At 63.5% G+C, this 26,200-nt stretch carries 23 protein-coding genes, 3 tRNA genes and 1 pseudogene; 7 read left to right on the top strand and 20 right to left on the bottom strand.

Annotation, left to right across the window (positions count from 1 at the left end; genetic code table 11):
- Positions 1 to 281: 281 nt before the first annotated feature.
- From ACYPXD_RS33695 to ACYPXD_RS33685, 3 genes are all read left to right on the top strand, one after another.
- Positions 282 to 938 (top strand): SCO family protein, encoded by a 657-nt coding sequence (locus ACYPXD_RS33695; RefSeq protein ID WP_459723094.1) that lies wholly within the window; start codon positions 282 to 284, stop codon positions 936 to 938.
- A gap of 148 nt (positions 939 to 1,086) precedes the next feature.
- Complete coding sequence (locus ACYPXD_RS33690) at positions 1,087 to 1,494, top strand: copper chaperone PCu(A)C (RefSeq protein ID WP_459723091.1); 408 nt, start codon at positions 1,087 to 1,089, stop codon at positions 1,492 to 1,494.
- Positions 1,495 to 1,608: 114 nt separating this feature from the next.
- Positions 1,609 to 2,511, top strand: coding sequence for a cytochrome c oxidase assembly protein (locus ACYPXD_RS33685; RefSeq protein ID WP_459722815.1), 903 nt, complete (start codon positions 1,609 to 1,611; stop codon positions 2,509 to 2,511).
- Between the two features lie 3 nt (positions 2,512 to 2,514).
- On the opposite strand, the gene ACYPXD_RS33680 is transcribed toward ACYPXD_RS33685, so the two are convergent.
- The 6 genes from ACYPXD_RS33680 to uvrC all read right to left on the bottom strand — a co-directional run bounded on the left by ACYPXD_RS33680 (position 2,515) and on the right by uvrC (position 6,890).
- Positions 2,515 to 3,015 (bottom strand): GNAT family N-acetyltransferase, encoded by a 501-nt coding sequence (locus ACYPXD_RS33680; RefSeq protein ID WP_459722812.1) that lies wholly within the window; start codon positions 3,013 to 3,015, stop codon positions 2,515 to 2,517.
- Positions 3,016 to 3,102: 87 nt separating this feature from the next.
- Positions 3,103 to 3,176 (bottom strand) — tRNA-Cys (locus tag ACYPXD_RS33675).
- 163 nt (positions 3,177 to 3,339) lie between these two features.
- Positions 3,340 to 3,415, bottom strand: a tRNA-Gly gene (locus ACYPXD_RS33670).
- 119 nt (positions 3,416 to 3,534) lie between these two features.
- Positions 3,535 to 3,610 (bottom strand) — tRNA-Gly (locus ACYPXD_RS33665).
- A 227-nt stretch (positions 3,611 to 3,837) separates the two neighbouring features.
- Positions 3,838 to 4,431 (bottom strand): CDP-diacylglycerol--glycerol-3-phosphate 3-phosphatidyltransferase, encoded by a 594-nt coding sequence (gene pgsA / locus ACYPXD_RS33660; RefSeq protein WP_459722807.1) that lies wholly within the window; start codon positions 4,429 to 4,431, stop codon positions 3,838 to 3,840.
- 179 nt (positions 4,432 to 4,610) lie between these two features.
- On the bottom strand, positions 4,611 to 6,890 hold the full coding sequence (uvrC, locus tag ACYPXD_RS33655) for an excinuclease ABC subunit UvrC (protein ID WP_459722803.1): 2,280 nt from the start codon (positions 6,888 to 6,890) through the stop codon (positions 4,611 to 4,613).
- Positions 6,891 to 7,155: 265 nt separating this feature from the next.
- On the opposite strand from uvrC, the gene earP reads away from it, so the two are divergent.
- From earP to ACYPXD_RS33635, 4 genes are all read left to right on the top strand, one after another.
- Positions 7,156 to 8,607 carry an elongation factor P maturation arginine rhamnosyltransferase EarP gene (gene earP / locus ACYPXD_RS33650; protein ID WP_459722799.1) on the top strand — a complete coding sequence of 484 codons (1,452 nt, stop codon included), beginning with the start codon at positions 7,156 to 7,158 and terminating at the stop codon, positions 8,605 to 8,607.
- Between the two features lie 209 nt (positions 8,608 to 8,816).
- The gene (gene efp / locus ACYPXD_RS33645) at positions 8,817 to 9,374 is read left to right on the top strand and encodes an elongation factor P (RefSeq protein WP_459722796.1); all 558 of its coding nucleotides are present in this window, start codon (positions 8,817 to 8,819) and stop codon (positions 9,372 to 9,374) included.
- Between the two features lie 267 nt (positions 9,375 to 9,641).
- Entirely contained in the window at positions 9,642 to 9,848 is a 207-nt protein-coding gene (locus tag ACYPXD_RS33640; protein ID WP_459722793.1) for a CsbD family protein, read from the top strand.
- A gap of 535 nt (positions 9,849 to 10,383) precedes the next feature.
- Positions 10,384 to 11,766 (top strand): sigma-54-dependent transcriptional regulator, encoded by a 1,383-nt coding sequence (locus ACYPXD_RS33635; protein WP_459722790.1) that lies wholly within the window; start codon positions 10,384 to 10,386, stop codon positions 11,764 to 11,766.
- A 149-nt stretch (positions 11,767 to 11,915) separates the two neighbouring features.
- On the opposite strand, the gene nagZ is transcribed toward ACYPXD_RS33635, so the two are convergent.
- The 14 genes and pseudogenes from nagZ to ACYPXD_RS33565 all read right to left on the bottom strand — a co-directional run.
- Entirely contained in the window at positions 11,916 to 12,947 is a 1,032-nt protein-coding gene (gene nagZ / locus ACYPXD_RS33630; RefSeq protein ID WP_459722788.1) for a beta-N-acetylhexosaminidase, read from the bottom strand.
- Positions 12,948 to 13,130: 183 nt separating this feature from the next.
- Positions 13,131 to 13,553, bottom strand: a complete 423-nt coding sequence (acpS, locus tag ACYPXD_RS33625; protein WP_459722784.1) for a holo-ACP synthase — start codon at positions 13,551 to 13,553, stop codon at positions 13,131 to 13,133.
- Between the two features lie 19 nt (positions 13,554 to 13,572).
- The gene (gene pdxJ, locus ACYPXD_RS33620) at positions 13,573 to 14,337 is read right to left on the bottom strand and encodes a pyridoxine 5'-phosphate synthase (RefSeq protein ID WP_459722781.1); all 765 of its coding nucleotides are present in this window, start codon (positions 14,335 to 14,337) and stop codon (positions 13,573 to 13,575) included.
- Positions 14,334 to 15,425 carry a DNA repair protein RecO gene (gene recO, locus ACYPXD_RS33615; RefSeq protein ID WP_459722777.1) on the bottom strand — a complete coding sequence of 364 codons (1,092 nt, stop codon included), beginning with the start codon at positions 15,423 to 15,425 and terminating at the stop codon, positions 14,334 to 14,336. The genes pdxJ and recO overlap by 4 nt, the downstream gene beginning before the upstream one ends.
- A complete protein-coding gene (gene era / locus ACYPXD_RS33610; protein ID WP_459722773.1) occupies positions 15,412 to 16,311 on the bottom strand; it encodes a GTPase Era in 900 nt (299 codons plus the stop codon). The genes recO and era overlap by 14 nt, the downstream gene beginning before the upstream one ends.
- A gap of 871 nt (positions 16,312 to 17,182) precedes the next feature.
- Positions 17,183 to 18,197, bottom strand: a pseudogene (gene rnc / locus ACYPXD_RS33605) (ribonuclease III); the annotation flags it as partial.
- Positions 18,198 to 18,633: 436 nt separating this feature from the next.
- Positions 18,634 to 19,527, bottom strand: coding sequence for a signal peptidase I (lepB, locus tag ACYPXD_RS33600; RefSeq protein ID WP_459722768.1), 894 nt, complete (start codon positions 19,525 to 19,527; stop codon positions 18,634 to 18,636).
- Positions 19,528 to 19,549: 22 nt separating this feature from the next.
- Positions 19,550 to 21,343, bottom strand: coding sequence for a translation elongation factor 4 (gene lepA, locus ACYPXD_RS33595; protein WP_459722762.1), 1,794 nt, complete (start codon positions 21,341 to 21,343; stop codon positions 19,550 to 19,552).
- 163 nt (positions 21,344 to 21,506) lie between these two features.
- Positions 21,507 to 21,809 (bottom strand): glutaredoxin family protein, encoded by a 303-nt coding sequence (locus tag ACYPXD_RS33590; RefSeq protein ID WP_459722756.1) that lies wholly within the window; start codon positions 21,807 to 21,809, stop codon positions 21,507 to 21,509.
- Between the two features lie 8 nt (positions 21,810 to 21,817).
- A complete protein-coding gene (locus ACYPXD_RS33585) occupies positions 21,818 to 23,365 on the bottom strand; it encodes a DegQ family serine endoprotease (protein WP_459722751.1) in 1,548 nt (515 codons plus the stop codon).
- A 19-nt stretch (positions 23,366 to 23,384) separates the two neighbouring features.
- Positions 23,385 to 24,431: a MucB/RseB C-terminal domain-containing protein gene (locus ACYPXD_RS33580; protein ID WP_459722747.1), complete on the bottom strand. Its 1,047-nt coding sequence runs from the start codon at positions 24,429 to 24,431 to the stop codon at positions 23,385 to 23,387.
- Between the two features lie 34 nt (positions 24,432 to 24,465).
- The gene (locus ACYPXD_RS33575) at positions 24,466 to 25,110 is read right to left on the bottom strand and encodes a sigma-E factor negative regulatory protein (RefSeq protein ID WP_459722742.1); all 645 of its coding nucleotides are present in this window, start codon (positions 25,108 to 25,110) and stop codon (positions 24,466 to 24,468) included.
- A 74-nt stretch (positions 25,111 to 25,184) separates the two neighbouring features.
- Positions 25,185 to 25,784, bottom strand: coding sequence for an RNA polymerase sigma factor RpoE (rpoE, locus tag ACYPXD_RS33570; protein ID WP_075157742.1), 600 nt, complete (start codon positions 25,782 to 25,784; stop codon positions 25,185 to 25,187).
- 92 nt (positions 25,785 to 25,876) lie between these two features.
- Positions 25,877 to 26,200: hypothetical protein (locus tag ACYPXD_RS33565; protein ID WP_459722737.1), on the bottom strand; the 324-nt coding region annotated here is incomplete at its 5' end.

Below are 26,200 nucleotides of genomic sequence, written 5' to 3'. Positions count from 1 at the left end.
GGAATTTCGCTCAAAACTGGAACAATCCGACTTCATGCGGCTTTCAGATGCTGCGTCATATTGCCTCGGAGGCCGCATCAGGCGGTCCGCGCGTGACGCGGCCCCGGAAATTGCGCTACAGTTTCTGCCTCTGCGCGACCCGCATTGTTGCCGGATTGTCGTCGATCCCGTTTTGAACGGACAGGTCGAATGCGTCGTGCCGGCTCGCGTGTCTCGATATCTCTTCTTCAATCGAGTCGGTGATAAAGCCTTTGTTCCTCCGATTTTCGTTCACGCGTTTTCTGATCGCCCGCTTGTGCGCGCTGCGGCCCGTGCGCTTGCCGCGCGCATCGCGTGTGCCCGTTCGCGGCCTCGCCGCACTAGCGCTCGCGCTGTGCGTGACCGGCACGCTCACGGCCTGCTCGCACGACGAAGCGTCGTGGCACCTGACCGACGTGACGGGCCATTTGCCCGACTTGCAGTTCTCGCTGACCGGCGAAGACGGCAAACCGGTCACCGGCGACTCGTTCAAAGGTCACACGGCGCTCGTCTACTTCGGCTATACGCATTGCCCCGATGTGTGCCCCGAGACGATGGCCCGATTGATGCAGGTGCTCGGCAAGCTCGGCCCCGACGCGCAACAGGTGCGCATTCTGTTCGTGACCGTCGACCCGGCGCGCGATACGCCGCAAGCGTTGCACGACTATGTCGGTGCATTCGATGCGCAGCATGCGCGCGGCCTGACCGGCAGCGACGCGCAGATCGAATCGCTCGCACAACGCTATCGCGTCGCGTATCAGATGGAGAAGCGCGACCCGAATGGCAATTACGAAGTCACACACAGTTCGGCTGTCTATATTTTCGACGCGCAAGGCCATGCGCGGCTGCTCGCGACGGACCAGGATACGCCGGATCAGATCGCGCAGGATCTGCGCCGTATCATTGAGGCTCGTTCGTGATGCATTGCGCCGATGCGCCCAATGCATTTCGCTGACACCGTCCCCGTTCCCACGATGACCCATAAACATGAGACCACTGACCTTCTCGATGCATCGCTTTAACTTCGCGTCGACGTTGACGCAAACCGTCGCGCTGTCCTTCGCGCTGATGTTCGCGGCCGGCGCGCATGCGGCCGGCGCCGCGCAATCGATCGCAGTGAAGAACGCGTGGGTCCGCTGGCTGCCGAATAACCTGCCCGCCGCCGGCTATGTGACACTCGCGAACAGCAGCGACAAGCCGATCGACCTCGTCGATATCTCGAGCGCCGACTATGGCAGCGCGATGCTGCATCAAACGGTATCGAGCGGCTCGACGCAGAAGATGGTGATGGTCGACAAGCTCACGGTGCCGCCGCATGGCGAAGCGCAGATCTCGCCGGGCGGATACCACGTGATGCTCGAAGACGCAAAGCACAAGATCGCGCCCGGCGACACCGTGCATCTGAAGCTGCATTTCTCGGACGGCGAGACCCTCGATACGGCGTTTCCCGTCAAATCGCCGGCGCAAGCCAACTGACGGTTTGCGCGAGGTTTGCACGGCTTTGCGTGGATGTGTGTAGGTATGCGCGGGTCTGTAGATTGCGCGCGATCAACCCGCTGGACCTCGCGATGCTTGCGCTGGATGGTCACGATGAATCTGCTGTACTGGCTTGAACCGTGGGAACCGTCGCCGACGGTCGTGATCGTGATGCTCGCGACCGCTGTGCTGTTTGCGCGCGGCGCTCGCAAGGCCCGAGTCTCGTTCGCGCGGCAACTGTCGTTCTGGTTCGGGCTGGGCGCGCTCTATGCCGTGCTGCATACGCGGCTCGATTACTACTTCGAGCATGAGTTCTTCATGCATCGCGCGCAGCATCTGGTGCTCCATCATCTCGGGCCGTTTTTTATCGCGCTGTCGTATCCGGGGGCGGCGCTGCGCGCGGGCATTCCGTTCAGCTGGCGGCAACGCTTTGTGCGACCCGCCCTACAGACGCGCTGCGTGCGCGCGACGCTCGATGTGCTGCTGCATCCGGTCGTCGCCGTCGTATTGTTCGTGGGCCTGATCTATTTCTGGCTGCTCTCGCCGATTCATTTCGTCGCGATGATCGACTGGCGGCTCTATCGCGTGATGAACTGGAGCATGGTCATCGATGGGCTGATGTTCTGGTGGCTCGTGCTCGATTCGCGTCCGGCGCCGCCCGCGCGACTGTCGCCGGGACGGCGCATTCTGCTTGTCGTCGCCGCGATTCCGCCGCAAATCCTGCTTGGCGCGTTCATTTTCTTTTCGACGCACGAGCTGTATCCCGTCTATTCGATCTGCGGTCGCGCGTTCACCTGGCTTAGCCCGATGCGTGATCAGCAGATCGGCGGGCTGCTGCTATGGATTCCGGGGTCGATGATGAGCGTGATCGGCGCGCTGATCGCGTTGCGCCACTGGATACGCCTGTCGGCACGCGGACGTTTGCGCCACGAGCGTGCTGGCGGTCAGGCCGCCGACGGACGGCCGGTCGCGACGCCGCCGTTAGCGGAGCCCCGCTCGGCGCACACGCCGCGATAACGGTCAGACCGAGCGCATCCAGACATGCGGAATGCCGTCTTCTTCGTGTATTTCCGAAATCGGCTCGAAGCCGTACGCACCGTAAAACGCCTGCAAATGCGCCTGCGCATGCAGACGAATCGGCGTGCCCGGCCACTGCGCATCGATATGGCTCAACGTGCGTTCGAGCATCGCCTTGCCCAACCCGATGCCGCGAAAATCGGCCGTGGTCAGTACGCGGCCGATACGGATATCCGCGTCTTCCGCGTCGGGCAATAGCACGCGCAGATAGCCTGCGAGCTTGCGGTCCGCTGCACCGGACCCGGAACCGTATGCGAGCAGATGCCACGCGTCGCGATCGAGTCCGTCGATGTCGCCGTACAGACAGTTCTGCTCCATGACGAAGACCGCGCTGCGCGCGGCGAGCATGTCGTAGACCTCGACGTTGGTCAGGTCGTCGAAGGCTTTCCAGCGCCAGTCGAGGTGCGGCGCCTGGTTTGAAGCGGGTCGTTGCGAATCGGACATGGTTCTCATCACGTGAAGTGGATGACGCGAAACGTTACCGCCAAAGCAAAAGCCCCGACCAGTCATGACTTGATCGGGGCTTCTTTCTGGAGGCGCGAACCGGAGTCGAACCGGTCTAAACGGCTTTGCAGGCCGCTGCATAACCGCTTTGCTATCGCGCCATAAGCGGACTGCGGAACCTGGACACGTTACTCAATGCGCACATGCTGTTGCACATGCAACGGTCCGCAGAAAATGTGATTGGCCTGCTGGAAGCCTGCCGAACAAAAAAACGACCAAACAAAAAGGGAAGCTTCGCTTCCCCAGCTTGCTTCCCTTTATTGCTGGAGCGGGAGACGAGTCTCGAACTCGCGACCTCAACCTTGGCAAGGTTGCGCTCTACCAACTGAGCTACTCCCGCGCGATCCTGCAAAGCCACTCAAACGAGCATCTTGCAGTGTATTACTTTTGCACCGCCTGAAGCGCCGCGAATCAATCGCGACCCAACCTTCAACACCTTCAGAACGCCGCTTCGAATTCTGGAGCGGGAGACGAGTCTCGAACTCGCGACCTCAACCTTGGCAAGGTTGCGCTCTACCAACTGAGCTACTCCCGCATTGCATCTGCTTCTTGCACCTACCCCAGCGCATCCACTTTCAGAACCGCCCGCACCGGAGAGACGAGATTATGTATAAAGCACTGAAACGTGTCAACCCTTTTTGCGGCGTGGCTGCCGCAAGCTTTACCGCGTCCGCGAACGGGTCATTCGGATCGCGTGCAACCATACGCAACCTCGCGCACGAAGCTGCCCATGGACGCATACAAGGTCACCTAAGCCGCTTATCACACCGCACCGCCGCGCTCGCGGATCTGCGGCCACGCGAGCTTCATGTAATAAAGCATCGACCAGATCGTGAGCACCGCGGCGAGATAAATGAGCCAGGCGCCCCACACGCGCGTGTCGAGCACGAACCCGCCAGGAAACGGCACGGGCCCATAAAGCAGCAGCATCGGAATCGCCACCATCTGGCATGCGGTCTTGAACTTGCCGAGCGAGTTCACCGCGACGCTCTTCGACGCGCCGATCTGCGCCATCCACTCGCGCAGCGCCGAGATGGCGATTTCACGACCGACGATCACGAGCGCGATCGCCGCATCGAGCCGCGCGAGCTGCACGAGCACGAGCAGCGCCGCGGTCACCATCAGCTTGTCGGCGACCGGATCCAGAAAGGCGCCGAAAGCCGACGTCTGGTTCCACTTGCGCGCGAGATAGCCGTCGAACCAGTCGGTCAGGGCCGCCAGAATGAAAATGACCATCGCCGCCAGATTGCGGTGCTCCGGGCTCATCATGGAGTTAGGCAGGTAAAACACGCCCACGACGAGTGGAATGAGCACGATCCGCAGCCACGTCAGAAAGATCGGGAAATTAAACGGCATGGGCAGCGACAGGGTTCTGAAAAATGGAGTTGCAATTGTGCCGTCTCAATGAGACAGCTACAAGCCAGCAAACATCAGGCAAAGTCCGGCATACGGCAACCGGACGGCATGCGGCGCAACCAGTTCACATCCGGCCGCCTTTGTCCGGCATGTGCCGATGCGCCGGCGCACCGGCAAACTCAATGCAGCTGCCGGTAAATCTGCTCGGCAAGCGCGCGCGAAATGCCTTCGACGCTCGCCAGATCGTCGACGCTCGCCGCGACCACGCCGCGCAAGCCGCCAAAGCGCGCGAGCAGGCGCTGGCGCCGTTTCGCGCCGACGCCTTCGAGCTCCTCGAGCCGCGACGTCTGCCGCGTTTTGGCGCGTTTCGCGCGCATGCCGGTGATCGCGAAGCGGTGCGCCTCATCGCGGATCTGCGCAACGAGCATCAGCGCCGCGCTTTCCTTGCCGAGCTCGAGCGCCGTCCGGCCGTCCGCGAACACGAGGGTTTCGAGGCCGACCTTGCGCCCCTCGCCTTTCGCCACGCCGACCAGCATTCCGAGATCGAGCCCCAGTTCGTTGAACACCTGACGCGCGATTTCGACCTGCCCCTTGCCGCCGTCGATCAGCACGATATTCGGCAACGTGCCGCCCGCGGCGACGGGCTCGGCCGCATCGGGCGTGACGAGCGGGTCCGCGGCGGCTTCGGTTTGCAGCGTCGCGGCTTCGTCGGCGGCATTCGCGGCGGCCTGCGCGACCATCTTCTCGTAGCGGCGCGTAAGCACCTGACGCATCGCCGCGTAGTCGTCGCCGGGCGTGATGCCGGTGATGTTGTAGCGCCGGTACTCGGACGACTGCATCTTGTGATGGTGATAAACGACGCATGACGCCTGTGTCGCCTCGCCCATCGTATGGCTGATGTCGAAGCACTCGATGCGCAGCTTCGCGAGATCTTCGCATTCGAGGTTCAGCGTATCGGCCAATGCGCGCGTGCGCGCCTGCTGCGAGCCTTGTTCGGACAGCAGCCGCGCGAGCGCAAGGCGCGCATTCTGCTCGGCCATCGCGAGCCACGCACGCTTCTGGCCTTGCGGTTGGCGCAGCACGGCGACCTTGTGGCCGGCCTGTTCGGTGAGCAGATCGACGAGTTCCCTGTTCGCGGGCGCGTGGCTCACGACCAGTACGGGCGGGATGCGGTTGCCGAGATAGTGCTGCGCGATAAAGGCTTCGAGCACGTCGGATTCGATGCCCGGCAAGCGCGAGCGGGTGTTCGATGCTGAGTTGCCGCCGACGTTCGCGGCGGTGGATGCGGATGCTGGCGTGTCGGCGGCGGTGGATTCGAGCGCGTGCGCGGCGCGTGCGGCGGCTTCGTCCGCGATGTCTGCGTCGCTGCCGGTGCCTGCGTTTGCTTCGTTCTGCGCGTCGTCTTCGTCCGCTTCGCCGGATTCGTCCGCTTCGTCCGCTTCGCCGGATTGAAGCGCATCGAGCGCATCGTTGCCGGTGTCTGCATCGGCGAGGTCCGCCGTCAGCGCCAACGCAGCGCCGTCCTCCGCCCTCTCATCGCCCAGTTCGCCTTCATCGACAACCAGCGCGCTCTCGACATGTGCCGGAAAATAGGCCTTGTCGCCGAGATGCCGCCCGCCGCGCACCATCGCGAGGTTCACGCACACGCGACCGCCAAGCGCCACGACCGCGAGAATATCGACGTCATTGTCGCCGCCCACTTCGATCGCCTGCTGGTGCAACACCGTCGATAGTGAGCTCATCTGGTTACGTACCGCCGCGGCCTGCTCGAACTTCAGTTCGGCTGCGAACGCGTGCATCTTCTGTTCGAGCTCGCTCATCACTTCCGACTGACGGCCGAGCAGAAAGCGCGACGCATTCGCTACATCGCGCGCGTAGTCCTCCTCGCCGATCGCGCCGACGCACGGCGCCGTGCAACGGCCGATCTGATGCAGGAGGCACGGCCGCGTACGGTTGTTGAACACGGAGTCTTCGCAGGTGCGCAACTGGAACACGCGCTGCAGGATCTGGATGCTCTCGCGCACCGCCCATGCGCTCGGAAACGGTCCGAAGTACTGATTCTTCTTGTCGACCGCGCCACGGTAGTACGCCATGCGCGGAAACTGATGACCGGTCAGCTTCAGATACGGGTACGATTTGTCGTCGCGAAACAGGATGTTGTAGCGCGGCGCAAGCGCCTTGATCAGATTGTTCTCGAGCAACAGCGCTTCGGCTTCCGAACGCGTCGCTGTTGTCTCAATGCGCGCGATGCGCGTGACCATCATCGCGATGCGCGGCGACAGCAGCGTCTTCGTAAAGTAGCTCGACACGCGCTTTTTCAGGTCGCGCGCCTTGCCGACATACAGCACGGCGCCGCTTGCATCGTAGTAGCGGTAGACGCCCGGCAGATGCGGCAATTGCGCGAGCACTTTTTTCGGCTCGAAGTCTACTGGAATAGCGGAAGCGTCGGAGTGGGCCATGCAGGATCGGACTGAGTGCCGCGCGCGGGCGGTGATTGGACTTAGAATCGCCAGTTTAGAACATTCCGCTCTTGCCGCGCCCACGCAGGTTCACGGGCCCGTCGTCATGTCTGCCATGTCCGCCATGTCCGCCGCTTCCCGTCCCGCTTCTCGTCCCGCTTCCCGTCCAGTTGCCCGTCCCACCGTCCGCCATGCTTCGCGCACGCCACCCGGTTCGAGCACACAGCCATCGTCTTCGGCCGCGCACTCCGATGTGCGACCCGGTATGCAACCCGGTACGCAACCCGGTACGCAACCGATCGAGGCCGCTCCTGCAGCCGCGGGCGCCACCAGCGATGCACGCACCGCGAACGCCGCAAGCTCCGATACGCAGCCGGCCCCGGCCGGCGCGCAAAGCGCGGCCATCGCCTGCGATATCTTTTGCGCGGTCATCGACAACTTCGGCGATATCGGCGTGTGCTGGCGCCTCGCGCGTCAGCTTGCGGCCGAACACGGCTGGCAGGTGCGCGTGTTCGTCGACGATCTGCGCGCGTTCCACGCGCTGTGCCCGGCGGTCGACACGAACCGCGCGCGCCAGACGGTGCGGGGCATCGTCGTCGAGCACTGGCACGAGCCCGCGCATGCGGGCGACACGCTCGAAGTCGCCGATGTCGTGATCGAGGCGTTCGCGTGCGAACTGCCGCCTGTCTATGTCGCGGCGATGGCGCGCCGCGCGCACGCGCCGGTCTGGATCAACCTCGAGTATCTGAGCGCCGAGGATTGGGTCGCCGATTTCCATCTGCGGCCGTCGCCGCATCCGCGCTATCCGCTCGTGAAGACGTTTTTCTTCCCGGGTCTCGCGCCCGGCACCGGCGGTGTGCTCAAGGAGCGCGATCTCGACGCGCAACGGGCCGCATTCGAAGCGTCGCAAGCCGCACGCGCGCAGTGGTGGCACGACACGGTCGGCGCAGCGCCGCCTGCTGCGGGCTCGACCGTGATCTCACTGTTCGCCTATGAAAATCCGGCTGTCGACGCGCTGCTCGAACAATGGCGCGCCGCGCCCGCGCCGGTCGTGCTGCTGGTGCCCGAAGGGCGGATCTCGGGCGCTCTGGCGCGCTTCTTCGGGTTGCCGTCGTTCGCGGCGGGCACGCACGCAACGCGCGGCAGCCTGACCGCACATGCGCTCGCGTTCACCGAGCAACCCGGCTACGACCGGCTGCTGTGGGCAAGCGATCTGAATTTCGTGCGGGGCGAAGACTCGTTTGTGCGCGCTCAGTGGGCCGCGCGCCCTTTCGTCTGGCAGATCTATCCGCAAGCCGACGACGCGCATCTGCCCAAGCTCGACGCCGCACTCGCGCACTATGCAGGCGGCGCGCCGCTCAGTGCCACGCTCAGTGCCACGCTCAGTGCCACGCTCAGTTCCACGCTCAGTTCCACGCTCAGTGCCACGCTCAGTGCCACGCTCAGTTCGCCGCTCAGTTCGCCGATCGGTGCGCCACCGCCTGATGCGTCCGGCGAGCAGCCGCCCGCGCTGCCGCCCGCCGCGCGCGATGCGCTGACGCGCGTCTGGCATGCGTGGAACGGTGTCGGCACGCCCGACTGGGCCGCGCTGTGGGCCGATTTTGCGCATCACCTGCCGGCACTGACGGCACGCGCCGGACAATGGGCGCACGAACTCGCGCGCGCCGGCGACCTCGCCGGAAATCTGGCGGAATACGCAAAATCTCAGTTAAAATAAACGGTTAGCCGACGGCCGCCTGCAGCTTTGCCTGATAAGGCTAAAACCCAAAAGCTGAAACCCAAAACTGGAACCCAAAGCTGAAACCCGAGGATGAAACCCAAGGCGGCCATCTTCGCAGCATCGTTGCGAATATGACCGCCGCGTGAACCGCGGCACGCCGCTGGGCAAGCAACGTTGAAGCACAATATTTCGTACAGGACAGTTTTATGAAGATTGCTCAAGAACTCCGCACCGGCAATGTCGTGATGATCGGCAACGACGCGATGGTTGTGCAGAAGGCCGAATACAACAAGTCGGGCCGCAATGCCGCCGTCGTCAAGATGAAGTTCAAGAACCTGCTGACGGGCGCGGGCATGGAAACGGTCTATAAGGCCGACGACAAATTCGACGTCGTCGTGCTCGACCGCAAGGAAGTCACCTACTCGTATTTCGCCGACCCGATGTACGTGTTCATGGACGCCGACTACAACCAGTTCGAAGTCGAAGCCGAAATGATGGGCGACGCGCTGAACTACCTCGAAGACGGCATGGCCTGCGAAGTCGTTTTCTACAACGACAAGGCGATCTCCGTCGAACTGCCGACCACGCTGGTCCGCGAGATCGTGTACACGGAACCGGCGGTCAAGGGTGACACGTCGTCGGGCAAAGTGCTGAAGAATGCGAAGCTGAACACCGGCTTCGAACTGCAGGTGCCGCTCTTCTGCAATATCGGCGACAAGATCGAAATCGATACCCGTACGCACGAGTATCGCAGCCGCGCGTAAGGAAAGCGCAGGCTTCACTCAGGAGCCGCGCCCCGCGCGGCTCACCTTTGCGAAAGCGCCCTTTTTGGGCGCTTTTTCTTTTTTCCACGACCGTGTATGGTGGTGGAAATCTTTACCGGAAATTTATGCAAATTTGCACAGGTAACCCGGTCGCCAAAACGTCAGGCCATTGATTCCGCAGCACATTGTTCCTCTGGCACGGCCTCTGCTTATGTACGATTCAGCCGCTCAAATATCCGGGCGGTTCATTGAACAAGGGAGGTATCAATGAACAACGACATCGCTGAAGGCAAGTGGAAGCAAATGATCGGCAAGGCGAAAACGGCGTGGGGCGAACTGACCGACGACGAACTGACGAAGGCCGAGGGCCGCGCAGACAAGCTCGCCGGCCTGATCCAGGAACGTTACGGCAAGACACGTGACGAGGCCGAACGCGAAGTGCGCCGCTTCTTCGACACCAATCGCGAACTGTAGTCGGCGGCCTGTCGTCGATTCGGCTGTCGTCGATTCGGCTGTCGTCGATTCGGCTGTCGTCGATTCGGCCGTCGTCGATTCGGATAGCCAGTTTTTGCGCAGTCACCCGTGCGCGCCGGGCAGTTAGCGCACGCGGCCGCCGGAAAACGAAGCAGAGAACACGCGCCCGACCGGAGCTCATGCCGGTTCATGTCCCGACGCCGCTCTCTGCTGTGCGGCCAGTCAGCGCCGCCCCGGCTCGTGAATGCAGCAAACGAATGCACAGCAAAACGAATGCACAGCAAAACAAATGCAGCAAATGAGGTGGCAAAGACGGGCGATACAAGCCTGCAACGGGCCACACGCGCAGCGAGACAAACGAGTCACACAGAACAGGGTTCATGAGCGTTACCGGAGGCAACAGGACCAGAACAGATATGTGTCGAAACGCCGCGTCCGAAATTCGACTGACCGCACCAGCCCGATACCGTGCCCCGCATGCGTCCGGATTCCCGGCGCAACGGGTTTCCGTTCCTTTGAAAAAATTGCGCTCGTTATGCCACATGCCCTGATTGTCGAAGACGATCCCAATAGCCTGTCCGGCCTGTCGGCGATCCTAGCCGCCGACGGTTTTTCGGTCGACACCGCTATTACGCTCGCCGAAGCGCGCGCCGCCTTGACGCGCTTCATCCCGGACGTCGTACTCGTCGACCTGAACCTGCCCGACGGCAGCGGCCTCGATCTGCTGCAGCACCTGCCGGTGCAGCCGCCAGGCGGCGCGTTGCCGGTGATCGTGATGACCGGCAACGCCACGGTCGAAAGCGCAATCGAGGGATTACGCCACGGCATCTGGGACTACCTGCTCAAGCCCGTCAATATCCCGCGTCTGCGCAGTCTGCTCGCGCGCATTCCGCGGCCGTACGAGCTGACCGAGGAAGTGCAGACACTGCGCGCAAGGCTGCGCCAGATCGGCCGCTTCGGCCCGATGATCGGCCGCAGCGGCGCGATCCAGCACATCTACGACACGATCGAGCATGTTGCACCGACCGAGGCGGCCGTGCTGATCACGGGCGAAGCGGGCACCGGCAAGGAAGTCGCCGCGCGCACGCTGCACGAGATGAGCCGGCGCCGCAAGGGGCCGTTTATCGTCTTCGACTGCCGGGCGGCTGCGGCCGTCGGCGGCGGACGGCCGCTCGACAGCCTGCTGTTCGGCCATGAGCGCGGCGCGTTCAGCGGCGCCGACCAGCGCGAGCCGGGCCTCTTCGAACAGGCAAGCGGCGGCACGCTGTTTATCGACGAAATCGCGCTGTTGCCGCGTCCGCAGCAGGAAGCGCTGTTGCGCGCGCTCGACTCGCAGACCTTTATGCGCGTCGGCGGCACCCACCAGGTCGTGACCGATTTCCGGCTGATCGCGTCGACGCGCAAGAATCCGCGCGCGGCGGTGTCCGATGGATCGCTGCACGAAGACCTCGGGCTGCGGCTCGAAGCGGCAGCGCTGTCGCTGCCGCCGTTGCGCGAGCGCGGCGACGACCCCGCGCTGTTCGCCGAGGCGGTCGTCGACGAACTGAATCGCGAGGCGAATGCGCGCGGCATCGCGGACGCGACGAAGCTGATCTCGCCGAATTTTCTGCGCGAGTGTCTCGCGTATGAATGGCCGGGCAATGTGCGCGAGTTGCAGGAGCGCGTGCGGCGCGCGTATCAGGCCTCGGGCGATGTGCTCGAAACGCTGCGCGCGGACGAAACGCATGGCATCGCTGGGCGCGATCTGAACGGCGGACGCGTGCAGGTGACGGTCGGCACGCCGCTCGCGGATGTCGAGGAAATGCTGATTCGCGCGACGCTCGACGCGGTCGGCGGCACGCGACACCGTGCGGCGTCGCTGCTGGGAATCAGTCCGAAGACGCTGTACAACAAGTTGCAGCGGATGCGGTTGAACTGATAAATACGTCGCTGCACATCGATCGGGAAGCGATCGGGAAGCGATCAGGCAGGCAGAAAGACGAAAGGCGCAAGCAGTTGAGCTTGCGCCTTTCTTTTTGTTTCGGCCGCCTGGTTCGCTTGTTCGCTTGTTCGCGGCTCAATCAACCCTCACGCGAACGCGTCGCGCAGCAACGTCTGGGCGCGCTGATACTCGGGCTCATCGACCAGCCTGTCCCACGTCAACGCCTTGCCGCGCGGCCGCATGCGCTTGATGCGCCGGCGCGATGCCTTCGACTGCTTGACGCGCAGCGCGTCGAGCACCTTGCCCGCCTCTTCCGGCTGATTGCAGATCAGCACCATGTCGCAGCCCGCTTCGAGCGCCGCGGTCGCAGCCTCGGTCAGCGTGCCGCCCTGGCGCGCCGCTTCCATCGACAGATCGTCGCTGAAAATCGCGCCCGTAAACCCGAGCGCGCCACGCAGAATGTCCTGCAGCCATACGCGCGAAAAACCGGCCGGCTTCGAGTCGACGAGCGGATAGATCACATGTGCGGGAATCACCGACGCGAGCGACATGCCGAGCCAGTCATACGGCGCGGCGTCTTCCGCGAGGATCTCATCGAGCTTGCGTTCATCGATGGGCACCGCGACGTGCGAGTCCGCCTGCGCGAAACCGTGCCCCGGGAAATGCTTGCCGCAGTTCGCCATGCCGGCGAGCGCGAGCCCGTGATTGAGACTCTTCGCGAGCATTGTCACGACGCGCGGATCGCGATGAAACGCGCGGTCGCCAATCACCTGCGACTGGCCAAAGTTCAGGTCCAGTACCGGCGTAAAGCTCATATCGATACCGCATGCGCGCAGTTCGGCCGCGAGAATGTACCCGACCGCGGTCGCGACCTTCGTCGCATGCAGCACGTCGTCGTCCCACAGCGCGCCGAGCTTGCCCATCGACGGCAGCACCGTGAAGCCGTCGGTGCGAAAGCGCTGCACGCGGCCGCCTTCGTGGTCGACGGCGATCAGCAGGTCGTCGCGCACATCGCGGATCGCATCGGTCAGCGCGACCAGCTGCGCGCGGCTTTCGAAGTGCCGCGCAAACAGGATCACGCCGCCCGTCATCGGATGCGCGAGACGGCGCCTGTCGGCCGCATTGAGCGTCTTGCCGACGACGTCGAGCATGACCGGTCCAGCAGAGGTTTTCTTCATCGTGAGGAAACGGAGGAAAAGGACAGGCGAACAGCGCGGCAGCCGATGCATGGCGCCGCGCCGGAGAAATGGTTCAGACGGGAGGCGGACAAGCACGCATGGCGCGAATCGTGTGATAACGGGCCGGGCGCCCGGCGGAGCCCGAGCCTGCGCGCCATACCGGGCACTGCACGGCGCACCGGACTATGCATCCGTGCGCGCGCCGGATTCCGCACCGGTTTCCGCAATCACGAACGACACCGCATAGTCGCGTTCGTCGGATAGCGTCACGCGCGCCGTGATGCCGCGCTCGGCGAGCCAGTCGGCGAGCTCGCCGGAGGCGACGACGTACGGCCGGCCACCCGCTTCGTTGAGCGTCTGCAGCGCACGCCAGGTCATCGGCCAATGCATGCCGAGACCGATCGCTTTGGAGAACGCTTCCTTCACCGAGAAGCGCGTGGCCAGAAACGCGAGACCGCGCACCGCGGAGCGCGCATGGCGCGCGCGATAGACGCGCAGTTCGTCCGGGCCGAGCACTTTTTCCGCAAACCGGCCGCCCGTGCGTTCCATCACCGCCGCTACGCGGCTCACCTGCACGACGTCGGTACCGATGCCATAGATCGCCATAAAGCGGCTCGCGTTCCGATCAGGCGCGTGCGGCAAGACGCGCGGCGACCATGATCGCCTTCATCTCGCGCACCGCGTTGTCCCAGCCGGCGAAGATTGCATGCGCAACGATCGCATGGCCGATATTCAGTTCGACGATCCCTTCGATCGCCGCGATCTGCTGCACGTTCGTGTAGTGCAGGCCGTGCCCCGCATTGACCTTGAGCCCGAGCGAGCGGCCCAGTTCGACGCCTTGCACGACGCGCTCGTATTCGCGCTGCTGCGCGGCTGCGTCGTGCGCTTCGGCGTAGGCACCCGTATGCAGTTCGATCACGGGCGCACCGGCTTCGTGGGCGGCGCGAATCTGCGCGTCGTCGGCATCGATGAAGAGCGAGACGCGCGAGCCCGCGTCGGCGAGTTGCCTGCACGCGTCGCGCACCGCATCGAAGTGGCCGGCGACGTCGAGACCGCCTTCGGTGGTCAGCTCGGCGCGCTTTTCCGGCACAAGGCAGACATCGTGCGGCCGCACTTCGCACGCGATATCGAGCATCTCCCGCGTGACCGCGCATTCGAGATTCATCCGCGTTTTCAGTTGCGTGCGCAGCGCGCGCACATCGGCGTCGACGATATGCCGGCGGTCCTCGCGCAGATGCAGCGTGATCGCATCGGCGCCCGCCTCCTCGGCTGCCAGCGCCGCGCGGATCGGATCGGGGTAGGAAGTGCCGCGCACATTGCGCAGCGTGGCGACGTGGTCGATGTTGACGCCCAGGTCGATCGCGTGCGGCGACGTGAGAAAGAAGCTCATAGGTTCTGCAGGTCGATCAGGATCTGGCGCGTCGCGAGCGGCGTGCCGCCGAGGTAGGTGTTAAGCAGGAAGCGCATCAGCGTCTTGCTTTGCGCAACCGTCTGCGCACGATGGTAATCGTCCTGCTCCATATCGAGCAAGGTCTGACCCGATACAACAGGCCATTGCGCGGGCAGATCGCCGGACGCGTCGCGTACGTCGCGCACGCCGCGCTCCGGATCGAACACGTAGCGGCCGGTGGCGAGCACGGGCTTGCGCGCAACCGTGCGGTCGAGCGACATCGCGTAACCGGTCTCGCGCAACAGCACGCGTTCGAACGAACGCAGCACCTGCACCGGCGGTTCATCGTGCGCAAGGCGCGTGAGCGTCACCACATAGTGGTGGAACAGTTGCGGATGCGGGTCTTCGCGCGCGCAGAACTTGACGAGCAGCTCGTTCGCATAGAAGCCGCAGAGCAACGCGTCGCCGGCCAGCGGCAGCATGCCGCCGACCCATTCGGCGCCCGTCAGCGTGCGCATTTCGGACTTGCCGGTCCATGCGAGCGAGAGCGGCTGAAATGTTTGCAGCACGCCGCGCAGCGCCGAGTGCGGGCGCTTGGCGCCTTTTGCGATCAAGGCCAGGCGGCCATGATCGCGCGACAGCACATCGAGAATCAGGCTGGTTTCGCGATATGGATAGCTGTGCAGAACGAAGGCCGGCTGTTCGGAGATGCGGTATTCGGAAGCGGGAGCACGCGACGAGGCGCGGCGCGCCGGCCGGGCGGCGCGGGGCGAAGTGCGCGCGGTTTCGTCGCTTGCGGCTGCGTTTGCTGCGCTGGCGTTGCCGGTCGCCTGATCGCGCGCTTCAAGCAGCGCTTCGTCGGCGAAGTCGTCGCCGGCCGTTCGTGTTGCCTCGGCCTTCTTCGACGGCCTCGAAGACTTCGGCGAAGCCGTCGAAGAAGCGCGCGTAGCGGAGCGCCCGGTACGACCTCGACCTTGTTGCGCCGGTGCATCCGCGCTTTCCGGCGCGGCTGCGGCAGCAGCCTGATCCTTTGGCGGATCAGGCTCTGCTTCCGGCGGCAGCGTCATCCATGCGTCATTCGTACCCATACGCGCGCAGTCCGGCTTCGTTGTCGGCCCACCCGCTCCTCACCTTGATGAAAGTCTCGAGGTACACGGGACCGTCGAACAGCTTTTCCATATCGAGGCGCGCTTCGGTGCTGATCTGCTTCAGCTTCGCGCCCTTCTGGCCGATGATCATCGCCTTGTGCGAATCGCGCTCGACGAGAATCGTCGCGAAGATGCGGCGCAGGCGGCCTTCGGCCTCGAACTTGTCGATGATTACCGTGCTCGTGTACGGCAATTCGTCGCCGGTCCAGCGGAATACTTTTTCGCGCAGGATTTCGGCGGCAAGGAAACGCTCGCTGCGATCGGTCAGATCGTCTTCGCCGTAGATCGGGTCGCCCTCCGGCAGATACGGCTTCACGGTCTCGAAAAGCCGCTTGATGTCGTCGGGATTCTTCGCCGACAGCGGCACAATTTCCCTGAATTCGCGCAGGCCTGCCATCTTCTGCATGAACGGGAACAGCGTGTCCTTGTCGTTCACGCGATCGAGCTTGTTCGCGATCAGCAGCGTCGGCGCCGACGGCGGAATCAGGTCGAGCACCGGCTGGTCGTCGGGACCGAAGCGGCCTGCTTCGATCACGAAGAGAACCGCGTCGACGGAGGTCAGCGTCGAGGTGACCGCGCGGTTCAGCGACCGGTTCAGCGCGCCGCTGTGGCGCGTCTGGAAGCCGGGCGTATCGACGAAAATGTACTGCGCGTCGTCGAGCGTGCGAATGCCGGTGATGCGGTGGCGCGTGGTCTGCGCCTTGCGCGACGTGATGCTGACTTTCTGGCCGACCAGCGCGTTCATCAGCGTCGACTTGCCGACGTTGGGACGGCCGACGATGGCGACCATGCCGCAACGAAATCCTGGTGTAATGGGCGTATTCATATTCGGGGGCTTACGCTACGACTGACTCGGGCCGGTTGGCATTGCATCGCACGCGCGCCAAGCGGTCATGGCGAAAGCGGCGGCACAGCAATGATGTTCGGTCAGCTCGATTGCTGGAATCAGTCGGGAGCAATCGTGGTGGATCAATGGCCCGCGTCGGCGACGCGCGTGTGCAGCGCGCTTGCGATGCCGGGTTCGAGGTCCGCTTCGGCGGCCGCCGCACCAGCGGCTTCCCGGCCGCGGGCCGTTATTTTTTCGGTGCTGCGTACGGCGGCTTCGAACCGGTCGGCCGGATTATCGCGGTCGGCTGGATTCAGGTTAGCGTTTCCGTTTGTGGTTCCGCTTGTGGTCCCGCTTGTGGTCCCATTTGTTGTCCCGCCTATGGTCCCGTTTGTGGTCCCGTTGATGTTGCCGTTCGTGCTCGTTGCGCGGGCGGCGGATTCGGGCTTGTCGGCGGATCTGTCTCCGGCTCGGTCTGCGGGTCGGTCCGCCGTTCGATCCGCGGATCGGTCGGCGGCACGTTCAACTTTGTCGCCGGCTTTTTCGGCTAACTTGTCGGCTTTATCTGCTCTGTCCGCTCTGTCCGCTTTGTCTGCGGTCTTGTCGGCGGATTTTTCGGTAGGCGTGTCGGTGGATTTCTCCAGCGCCTTCCCGGGAACCTTCTCCACCGGTTTGTCCGCAACGGGCGCAGCGGCTTCGGGATTGTCCGCCGCCTGTTCGCCGTGACCGCCCGGACCACCCGTGGTTTCGGTCAGATCCGAAGGCCGGTCGGGCGGACGCGTCGCCGCATCGGTGCGGTCGGCTTGCCGGTCGGCGCGCTCGGGCTTCTCGCCGCGCGCGAGCTTGTCGTCAGACCGCTCCGCGCCCTTGTCGCCGGTCTTCTCGAGCTTTTCCGACTTGTCGGCCTTGTCCGCTCTGTCGCTGCCGCCGCTGTTACCGCCACTGCCTTGACCCTGACTGTATTCGACATGCGCGGCGCGAATCACCGCGAGCGGTGCCGCCGAACTTACCGCAGCCGCCGGTGCGGCCCGCTCGGCGAGCGCTTCGGCCACCGCCTTCGCCTCGCCGCGCGCCGCGCGCTCGGCCTTGCGCAAGTCCGGCGCACGCAGGTCGAGCGCCGTCTGCACGCCGGTCACACCGGGGACGATTTCCGCTTCGGCGTGCTTCGCGGCGCGCGCGCTTTTCGACCGTTTCGGCTTCGCGACGACGGCGGGTGCCGCCGCCATCACGTCGTCGAGCGCCTTTTTCGCAGCGGCCTGCTCCGCCGCACGGCGGCTTGCGCCGGAACCGGAGACCTTGACGTCGAGTTTCGGCACCGTGCATTCGACTTCGAACTGTTGATTGTGCGCCGCACCATGGGTCGCGATGACGGTGTAGGTAGGCAGCGCAATCTTGTGGCCCTGCAGGTATTCCTGCAGCAGCGTCTTCGCGTCCTTGCCCAGCGTACGCGGGTCGATATGGTCGAGAATCGGCACATACAACCGTTTAATGACGGTCTGGGCCGCTTCGAAGCCGCCATCGAGGAAAATGGCCCCGAGGATCGCCTCGAGCGCATCCGCGAGGATGGACGGCCGCCGGAAGCCGCCGCTGCGCAGTTCGCCTTCGCCGAGACGAAGCCCGTCCGAAATATTCAGGGCCTGAGCGATTTCGTAAAGCGATTGCTGTTTGACGAGATTGGCCCGCACGCGCGACAGATCGCCTTCGTCAAGTTTCCCGAAACGTTGGAACAAAAGTGCCGCCACCGCGCAATTGAGAACGGAATCGCCGAGAAACTCGAGCCGTTCGTTATGCGTGGCGCTATGACTGCGGTGAGTGAGAGCCTGGCGCAGCAATTCCGCATTGCGAAATTCGTAGCGCAGCCGGCTTTCCAGCGGAGATGAAGGCATGGGCAGAGTATAACGCGGGCGCCAGCCCCGGCGAAAACGCGGACCGGCACGCGAACAGGCGTGGTGAAGCGACGTTACAACAGGTTCTTAAAGTAGCGTGATAACACGCCGCCCAGGTTTTGCAGCGTGATTCGGGGCTGCGATCGAGGCTGTAATTCGAGGCTGTAATTCGAGATTATGATTCGAGGCCGTGATTCGAGGCCGTGATTCGAAGCTGCAACTCAGGCCGTGATTCACGCGGCTCTGATTCGGCGCGGCGATTCAGGACCGTTTCGACATGGCAACGCAACCGTCGTCGTGCATGACATGGCGAGACGTGATTGTCACGACGCACAAACGCAGTTCGCCCTGCCGGAATCGAAACGAGCATCGAAGCGGGCCTTGTCTCGCGCTCACCGCGCGCGGCCCGCTTCGTTCGCGAGGAAAAGGCCGTTCACTACTGGAACGAGCCGATCCGCTTGAGGTTGCTGAAGTTCATCCAGATAAAGAACGCGCGGCCCACGACATTCGCGTCCGGCACAAAGCCCCAGTAGCGGCTGTCCGCGCTGTTGTCGCGGTTGTCGCCCATCATGAAGTAGTTGCCCGGCGGCACCTTGCAGATCACGCCGCGGTCGTTATAGTCGCAGTTGTTGCGAAACGGGTAGTCTTCCGCGCCGACGATGAACGGCGGCACCGCCGGGTTATTCAGGATGCGGTTCTTGCGGCCGTCGATATCTTCTTCGAACTGCTTCGCATAGCCGATGCGCTCTTCATCGAAGTAATCGGGCAGCGGCGTCTCCGGAACCGGCTTGCCGTTGATCGTGAGCTTCTTGTCCTGATACGCGACCACGTCGCCGGGCAAGCCGATCACGCGCTTGATGTAGTCGACCGATTCGTCCTTCGGGTAGCGGAACACGACGACGTCGCCACGCTGCAGCGGATGGCCCGACGTGACCTTCGTGTTCACGATCGGCAGGCGCAACCCGTAATCGAATTTGTTCACGAGGATAAAGTCGCCGACCAGCAGCGTCGGCACCATCGAGCCCGACGGGATCTTGAACGGCTCGACAACAAACGAGCGCACGACGAACACGACCAGAATGACCGGGAAGAAGCTCGCCGTGTATTCGAGCCACCACGGCTGGCGCAGCTTTTCGTCACGCAGTTTCGCGCGCGTTTGCGCCGGGTTTTCGTCGGCGAAGCGCTCGCCGACGCGTTCCTGCTGATTGTCGAATTCCGCGACGGCCGCATCCGCCGCGCGCCGCCGCCGCGGCATGAAAAAGAGCTTGTCTGCAACCCATGCGATGCCCGTCAAAACGACGAGCACAAAAAGAATCAATGCAAAATTCATTGAGGGGTTCCCGTTGTTCGTCTTATTTGTCTTCAACGCGCAGGATCGCGAGGAACGCCTCCTGCGGAATCTCGACCGAGCCGACCTGCTTCATCCGTTTCTTGCCTTCCTTCTGCTTTTCCAACAGTTTCTTCTTGCGCGTGATGTCGCCGCCGTAGCATTTGGCGAGCACGTTCTTGCGCAACGCCTTGATGTTTTCGCGCGCGATGATGTGCGCACCGATCGCCGCCTGGATCGCGACGTCGTACATCTGGCGCGGGATGATTTCGCGCATCTTCGCGGCGACTTCGCGGCCACGGTACTGGCTTTGCGCGCGGTGCACGATCACCGACAGCGCGTCGACCTTGTCGCCGTTGATCAGCATGTCGACCTTCACGACGTCGGACGCGCGGTATTCCTTGAACTCGTAGTCCATCGACGCGTAGCCGCGCGAGACGGACTTCAGGCGATCGAAGAAGTCGAGCACGATTTCGGCCATCGGAATTTCGTAGGTGAGCTGCACCTGGCGGCCGTGGTATTGCATGTTGATCTGATTGCCGCGCTTCTGCGTGCAAAGCGTGATGACCGAGCCGACGTAGTCTTGCGGCATGTACAGGTTCACCGTAACGATCGGCTCGCGCACTTCCTCGATCTTCGACGGGTCCGGCATCTTCGCGGGGTTTTCGACCATCGCGATCGTGCCGTCGCGCTGCAGGACCTCGTAGACCACCGTCGGCGCGGTGGTGATCAGGTCCATGTCGAATTCGCGCTCGAGCCGCTCCTGCACGATTTCCATATGCAGCAGGCCGAGGAAGCCGCAACGGAAGCCGAAGCCGAGCGCCTGCGACACTTCCGGTTCGTATTGCAGCGAGGCGTCGTTGAGCTTCAACTTTTCGAGCGATTCGCGCAGTGCGTCGTACTGGTTCGCTTCGACCGGATAGAGGCCGGCGAACACCTGCGGCTTGACTTCCTTGAAGCCCGGCAACGGCTCGGGCGCTGGGCTCTTGACGGTCGTCACCGTATCGCCGACGCGTGCCGCCGTCAGTTCCTTGATGCCCGCGATGATAAAACCGACCTGCCCCGCCGACAGCGTCTCGAGATTGCGCGACTTCGGCGTGAACACGCCGACGTGCTCGACCGGATACTCGGCGCCGGTCGCCATCATGCGGATGCGTTCTTTCGTGCGCAGCGTGCCGTTGACGATGCGCACCAGCATCACGACGCCGACGTAGTTATCGAACCACGAGTCGATGATGAGCGCCTGCAGCGGCGCGTCGGCATTGCCCTTGGGCGGCGGTACTTTCGCGATCAGCGATTCGAGCACGTCTTCGACGCCCTGCCCGGTCTTCGCGCTGCAATGCGCGGCTTCCGTGGCGTCGATGCCGATCACGTCTTCGATTTCGGCAATCGCGTTTTCGGGGTTGGCGGCAGGCAGATCGATCTTGTTCAACACCGGCACCACTTCGACGCCGAGTTCGATCGCGGTGTAGCAGTTAGCAACCGTCTGCGCTTCGACGCCCTGGCTCGCATCGACGACGAGCAGCGCGCCTTCGCAGGCGGACAGCGACCGGCTGACCTCGTACGAGAAGTCGACGTGGCCCGGCGTGTCGATCATGTTCAGGTTGTAGACCTTGCCGTCGCGCGCCTTATAGGAAAGCGCGGCGGTCTGCGCCTTGATGGTGATGCCCCGTTCGCGCTCGAGATCCATCGAGTCGAGCACCTGCGATTCCATTTCGCGGTCCGACAGGCCGCCGCAAATCTGGATGATGCGATCGGCAAGCGTCGACTTGCCATGGTCGATGTGCGCGATGATCGAGAAGTTACGAATATGATCCATTCAAGGCCGATCAAGCAAAAAAGGCGCGCTCGGTGGGTCGCGAAGCACGCCTTGTAAACTGACTGAAAAACCTGCCTATTTTAGCTGAAAAGGGCTGCGGCAGGCGGATTTGCGGGGGTGCGGGACAGCGTGGACGGTTGGCGAGACAGCTTTTGTAATCGCATCAGCGAGCCGGCGCATCGATTCGCGTGGCCAGCACCGCACGCACACGCGTCTCGTCGAGGCGATAGCGGCACAGTTCGACGCCGTCGCACATCAACACGGGCACCGCCTCGTTGTAACGCGCTTCGAGCGCCGGGTCGGCATCGATATCGATGACATCGACGCGTGCGCCGAACTCTACCAGAAGTGGTTCGAGTGCAGCGCGCATGTCGTCACAAAGATGACACCATGCGCGCCCATAGAGCGTGAACGCGACCGGCCCACGCGGCGCCGGGTTTGTTGCCGGGTGGCTTGGTCGAGCCACTTTCGCGGTCACTTCTGCGCCGACGCGCGCGGACGGATCGGCACGAACTGCGTGTTGTCGCCGCGGCGAACGAGCAGCGCGACCATCTTCTGCGGATCGAGATGCGCGGTGATCTCGTCGAACTGCTTGGCGCTCGTCACGTCGGTGTCGCCGATCCGCAGGATGATGTCGCCCTTCTCGAGCCCGACGCGCGCGGCCGGCCCTTCGACCGCATCGACCTGCACGCCGTTACGCAGCTTCAGGGTCTTGAGCTGATCGGACGGGATGTCGCTGACCGCGATACCCAGCGCATTCGACGCCTGCTGCTTCGGCGCGGGCGGCTTGCGCTGGTCGGTGCGCGCCGTCTTGTCCGGCTGCATCTCGGCGACGGTAACCGACAGATCGCGCGTCTGGCCCTTACGCCAGATCGTGATCGACGTCTTCGTGCCGGGCTTCGTGTCGCCGACCATACGCGGCAGATCGGTGGCGGTATCGACCGGATGGCCGTTGAACTTCAGGATAATGTCGCCCGGCTGCACGCCTGCCTTGTCGGCCGGACCACCCGGCTCGACGCTGCTCACAAGCGCACCCTGCGCCTTCGGCAGGCCGAGCGAATCGGCGACGTCCTTCGTGACTTCGCCGATCGCGACCGCGATGCGGCCACGCACGACCTTGCCCGACGTCTTCAGCTGATCGGCGACGCGCATCGCTTCGTCGATCGGAATCGCGAACGAGATGCCCATAAATCCACCGGTGCGGCTGTAGATCTGCGAGTTGATGCCGATCACCTCGCCTTGCATATTGATGAGCGGCCCGCCCGAGTTGCCGGGGTTCACCGCGACGTCGGTCTGGATAAACGGCAGATAGTCGCCGGTATCGCGCCCCTTGGCGCTGACGATGCCGGCCGTCACCGTGTTCTCGAGGCCGAACGGCGAACCGATCGCGACGACCCATTCGCCCACGCGCACCTTGTTCGAATCGCCGATCGTGACGGTCGGCAGATTCGTCGCGTTGATCTTCACGACCGCGACGTCCGTGCGCTCGTCGACACCGATCAGTTTTGCCTTGAATTCGCGCTTGTCGGTGAGCGTGACGTAGATCGTGTCGGCGTCGTCGATCACGTGCGCATTGGTCATCACGTAACCATCAGACGACAGGATAAAGCCGGAGCCGACGCCGCTATTCGTTTCGGAATCGCTGTTGTCGGGCTGCGAGTCGCCGCCGCCCTGTCCGCCCTGACTACCGCCGCCCTGGCCACCCTGATTGTCGCCACCGCCACCGCCACCACCGCCGCCGCCATGGGGCGATTGCGGCGACTGCGGCAGCGGAATGCCGAAGAAGCGGCGGAAAAACTCGGACATGTCGCCGTCGTCCATCCCCGGCGGCAAGCCGCGGTTGCTGCTCGGCACGTGCGCGGTCGTGCGGATATTGACGACCGCGGGGCCGACTTTGTCGACGAGGTCGGTGAAATCGGGAAGGCTCGCTGCGGGCGCCGCCACCGCCGCATGCGGCAGAAACGGCAGGCAAGCCGCCAGCAACGCGGCCGCGAGGAATTTTCGCACCGAGAGATTCGTCATGTCGTCGTAAACCGATGGATTACTTGGGAGGCTTGTATTCTATGGCAGACGCGAACTGCTGCAACGTGACCTGGGGCACTTCGCCAAGCAGGGTAATCCAGAAGTCCCCGCGGCGCTTGACGAGCACATGGGTTGCCCCCGTACTGCCCGCGCCTTCCTTCCGTGTATTTTTTTCGACTGGCTCGACGAAGATCGAAATAGCCGCAAGGCCATCGGAAAATACCATCTGATCGACGGGAATCGGTGGATTGCTCGGGTCGTGCGCGGCCATCGGGCGCCGCAGTTCACGAATCTTTCTGAAGCCCGGCACGTTCGGCGTGATCTGCCAGCCCTGCGCTTCCATATCGACCGGCTCGACGGGCGGATGCACGACTGTCCATCCGGCCGTATTGCGAATGCCCGCGGCAATCGGCGTTTTGTCGACCGGCACGCCGATGCGAATTTGCGAGAACGACAGCTGCTCGAGCACGTCGCCGTTCGGATCGAGCGTCTGCGCGCGCAGCAGCAAGCCCGTTTTGGTGTCGGCCCACAGCTTGTAGGCGAAACGGTACTGATCTTTCGGATCGAGCTCGATGACGTCCGCTTCGAGGCCCGCGACGCGATCGCGGCCGAGAATCTTCGGCTCATAGACCGACAGCACGTCGTCGCTGCTCGCCGACAGCAAGGCGGGAAATGAATCCTTGTTCTGCCGCTGCTCGACGACGCACAGATGCCGTTCAGGTACGAAGGTATAAAGCTCGTCGTTATGGCGCAGCATCTTGCGCGGCTTGCCGTCGAGACTTTCGAGCTGCTCGTATTCGCCATCGTTGCGCGTCGCATAGTGCGAGATGCGCGAGGTCTGCACGAAGGTGCCGCGCTGATAGACGAACGCGCCCTCGTAGTTCTGCTGCTGCGCAGCCTGATGGATCCGATTAAGCAGTTCGGCCGCCTTGTGGCGGACCGGCGAATCGTCCTGCGCGAATGCGCGAGGCGAAGTGGATAACGCTGAAAGCAATGCGGCCGCGCAGAACAGAAGTGCCGGCAGCCGTCCCCAGGTGTTGGTTTTATTGAACCGCAAAGTCTGCATCGAGCTATCGATCCTGTGGACCCTATCGCAGACCCTAGCGGCCTGGCGTCGTGACGGCCGCGCGAATCAGCGGCATCGCGCCGCCCATCGACGGCTGCTGCGCGAATTGCTGATGAGCCTCGAGGTACTGATCGAGACTCGCGTCGCGGATGATATTCGCGTCCTGCACGGCGGGCTGCGCGGTCGCGGCCGGCATCGACGCCATCGCCACGCGCTGCACGCGATCACCCGACGAGGCGATCTGCGATGCATTCTGCAGACCCGTGTTTACGCCCTGCAGCTGCGGGACGACGATCCATGTGAGCGTGGCGGCCGCGGCTGCCACCGCGAACGCCGGCACGAGACGCAGGCCGAACGGCTTACGCTGCGCTACTGCGCCGCCGGTGCGCGACGCGGAGGGCGCGACGATGTGTGCCTCGTTTTCGAAGCGCGCCGCAAAGCCGCTCATAAACGCGCGACTGGCGCTCGCGCTCAGCGCGAGATCGTCGGAACGCAGTGCGTCGCCGATCAGATGATAGTTCGACCACGCCGCGCGGTCTTCATGATCGAGCGCGGCAATGAATGCGTCGGCGTCTCCTTGCCATTCACCGTCGATCAAGGCAGACAAACGCTCGCCGCGCGAGCCCGATTGCAGATTGGCCTGCGAATTCGCCTGCGAATGCAACGAAACCGACCCCATGATGCTCCCCATCTGTACAGACACCCCGTAGTGACACCACCTGACCCAGATATTGGACCGCTGCCCCGACGCGACTACCAGCGCTTGCCCTCGGGGGTGTCCAGCAACGGACGCAATTTTGCCGCAATGGCTTCGCGAGCACGGAAAATTCTCGATCTGACGGTGCCGATCGGGCAACCCATCATTTCGGCGATTTCCTCGTAACTCAAACCCTCAATTTCACGAAGAGTAATGGCGGTGCGCAGCTCTTCCGGTAAAACCGCCATCGCAGCATTGACCGTCTCTGCGATCTGTTTGCTCATCAACATCGACTCGGGCGTGTTGATATCCCTTAGTTGGTCGGCATCCGAGAAAGTTTCAGCTTCTTCAGCGTCCGCTTCGGTGGAGGTGGGCGCCCGCCTGCCCTGCGTCGCAAGGTAGTTCTTCGCCGTATTCACGGCAATCCGGTACAACCACGTATAGAAAGCCGATTCGCCGCGGAATTGCGGAAGCGCCCGGTATGCCTTGATAAACGCATCCTGGGCCACGTCCTCGACCTCGGCGGGATCCCGCACGAGGCGCGAGATCAGCCGGATGATCTTGCGGTGGTATTTCGTGACCAGAAGCTCGAACGCGGCCTTGTCGCCGTTCTGCACGCGCTCGACCAGCACCTGATCAATTTCTTTTTCGCTCACCTGATAAATCCGTTAGCAAGGGGCCCGCGGGGGGACCATTGTAGCGTCCCCTTCATCCCGTCACGTTACAGCAGTAACCGCGGTAACAGTCGTTACATTGCCCCGTGCGCGGCGCGCCGGGCCTGCACCGACAGTTCACGGAAATGGTCGGAGCAAAGCATGTCGGCGGTGACCAGCAACGTGCGGGAGCGCCCATTGTCGCTTACAAGCGCGACCGACAGCAGCCAACCGCTCCATTGCGCGAAACCCGCGATACGCCCCTGCGCGACCCGCTGCCCGGCACGGTTCCAGGCGGTCAAACCATCGGGCCCGATTTTAAGCGACACGGGCCGGCGGCGCGCATCATGCGCCCATGCAAGGCCCAGCACGGCAAGCGTCGCAAGCGCCGCGACCGCGGCATGCGGCCATCCGGCGCG

The sequence above is a fragment of the Paraburkholderia sp. 2C genome (genome assembly GCF_054589215.1).
Note: the sequence above shows the minus strand (reverse complement) of the source record. Positions and strands in the feature narration are given on the sequence as shown.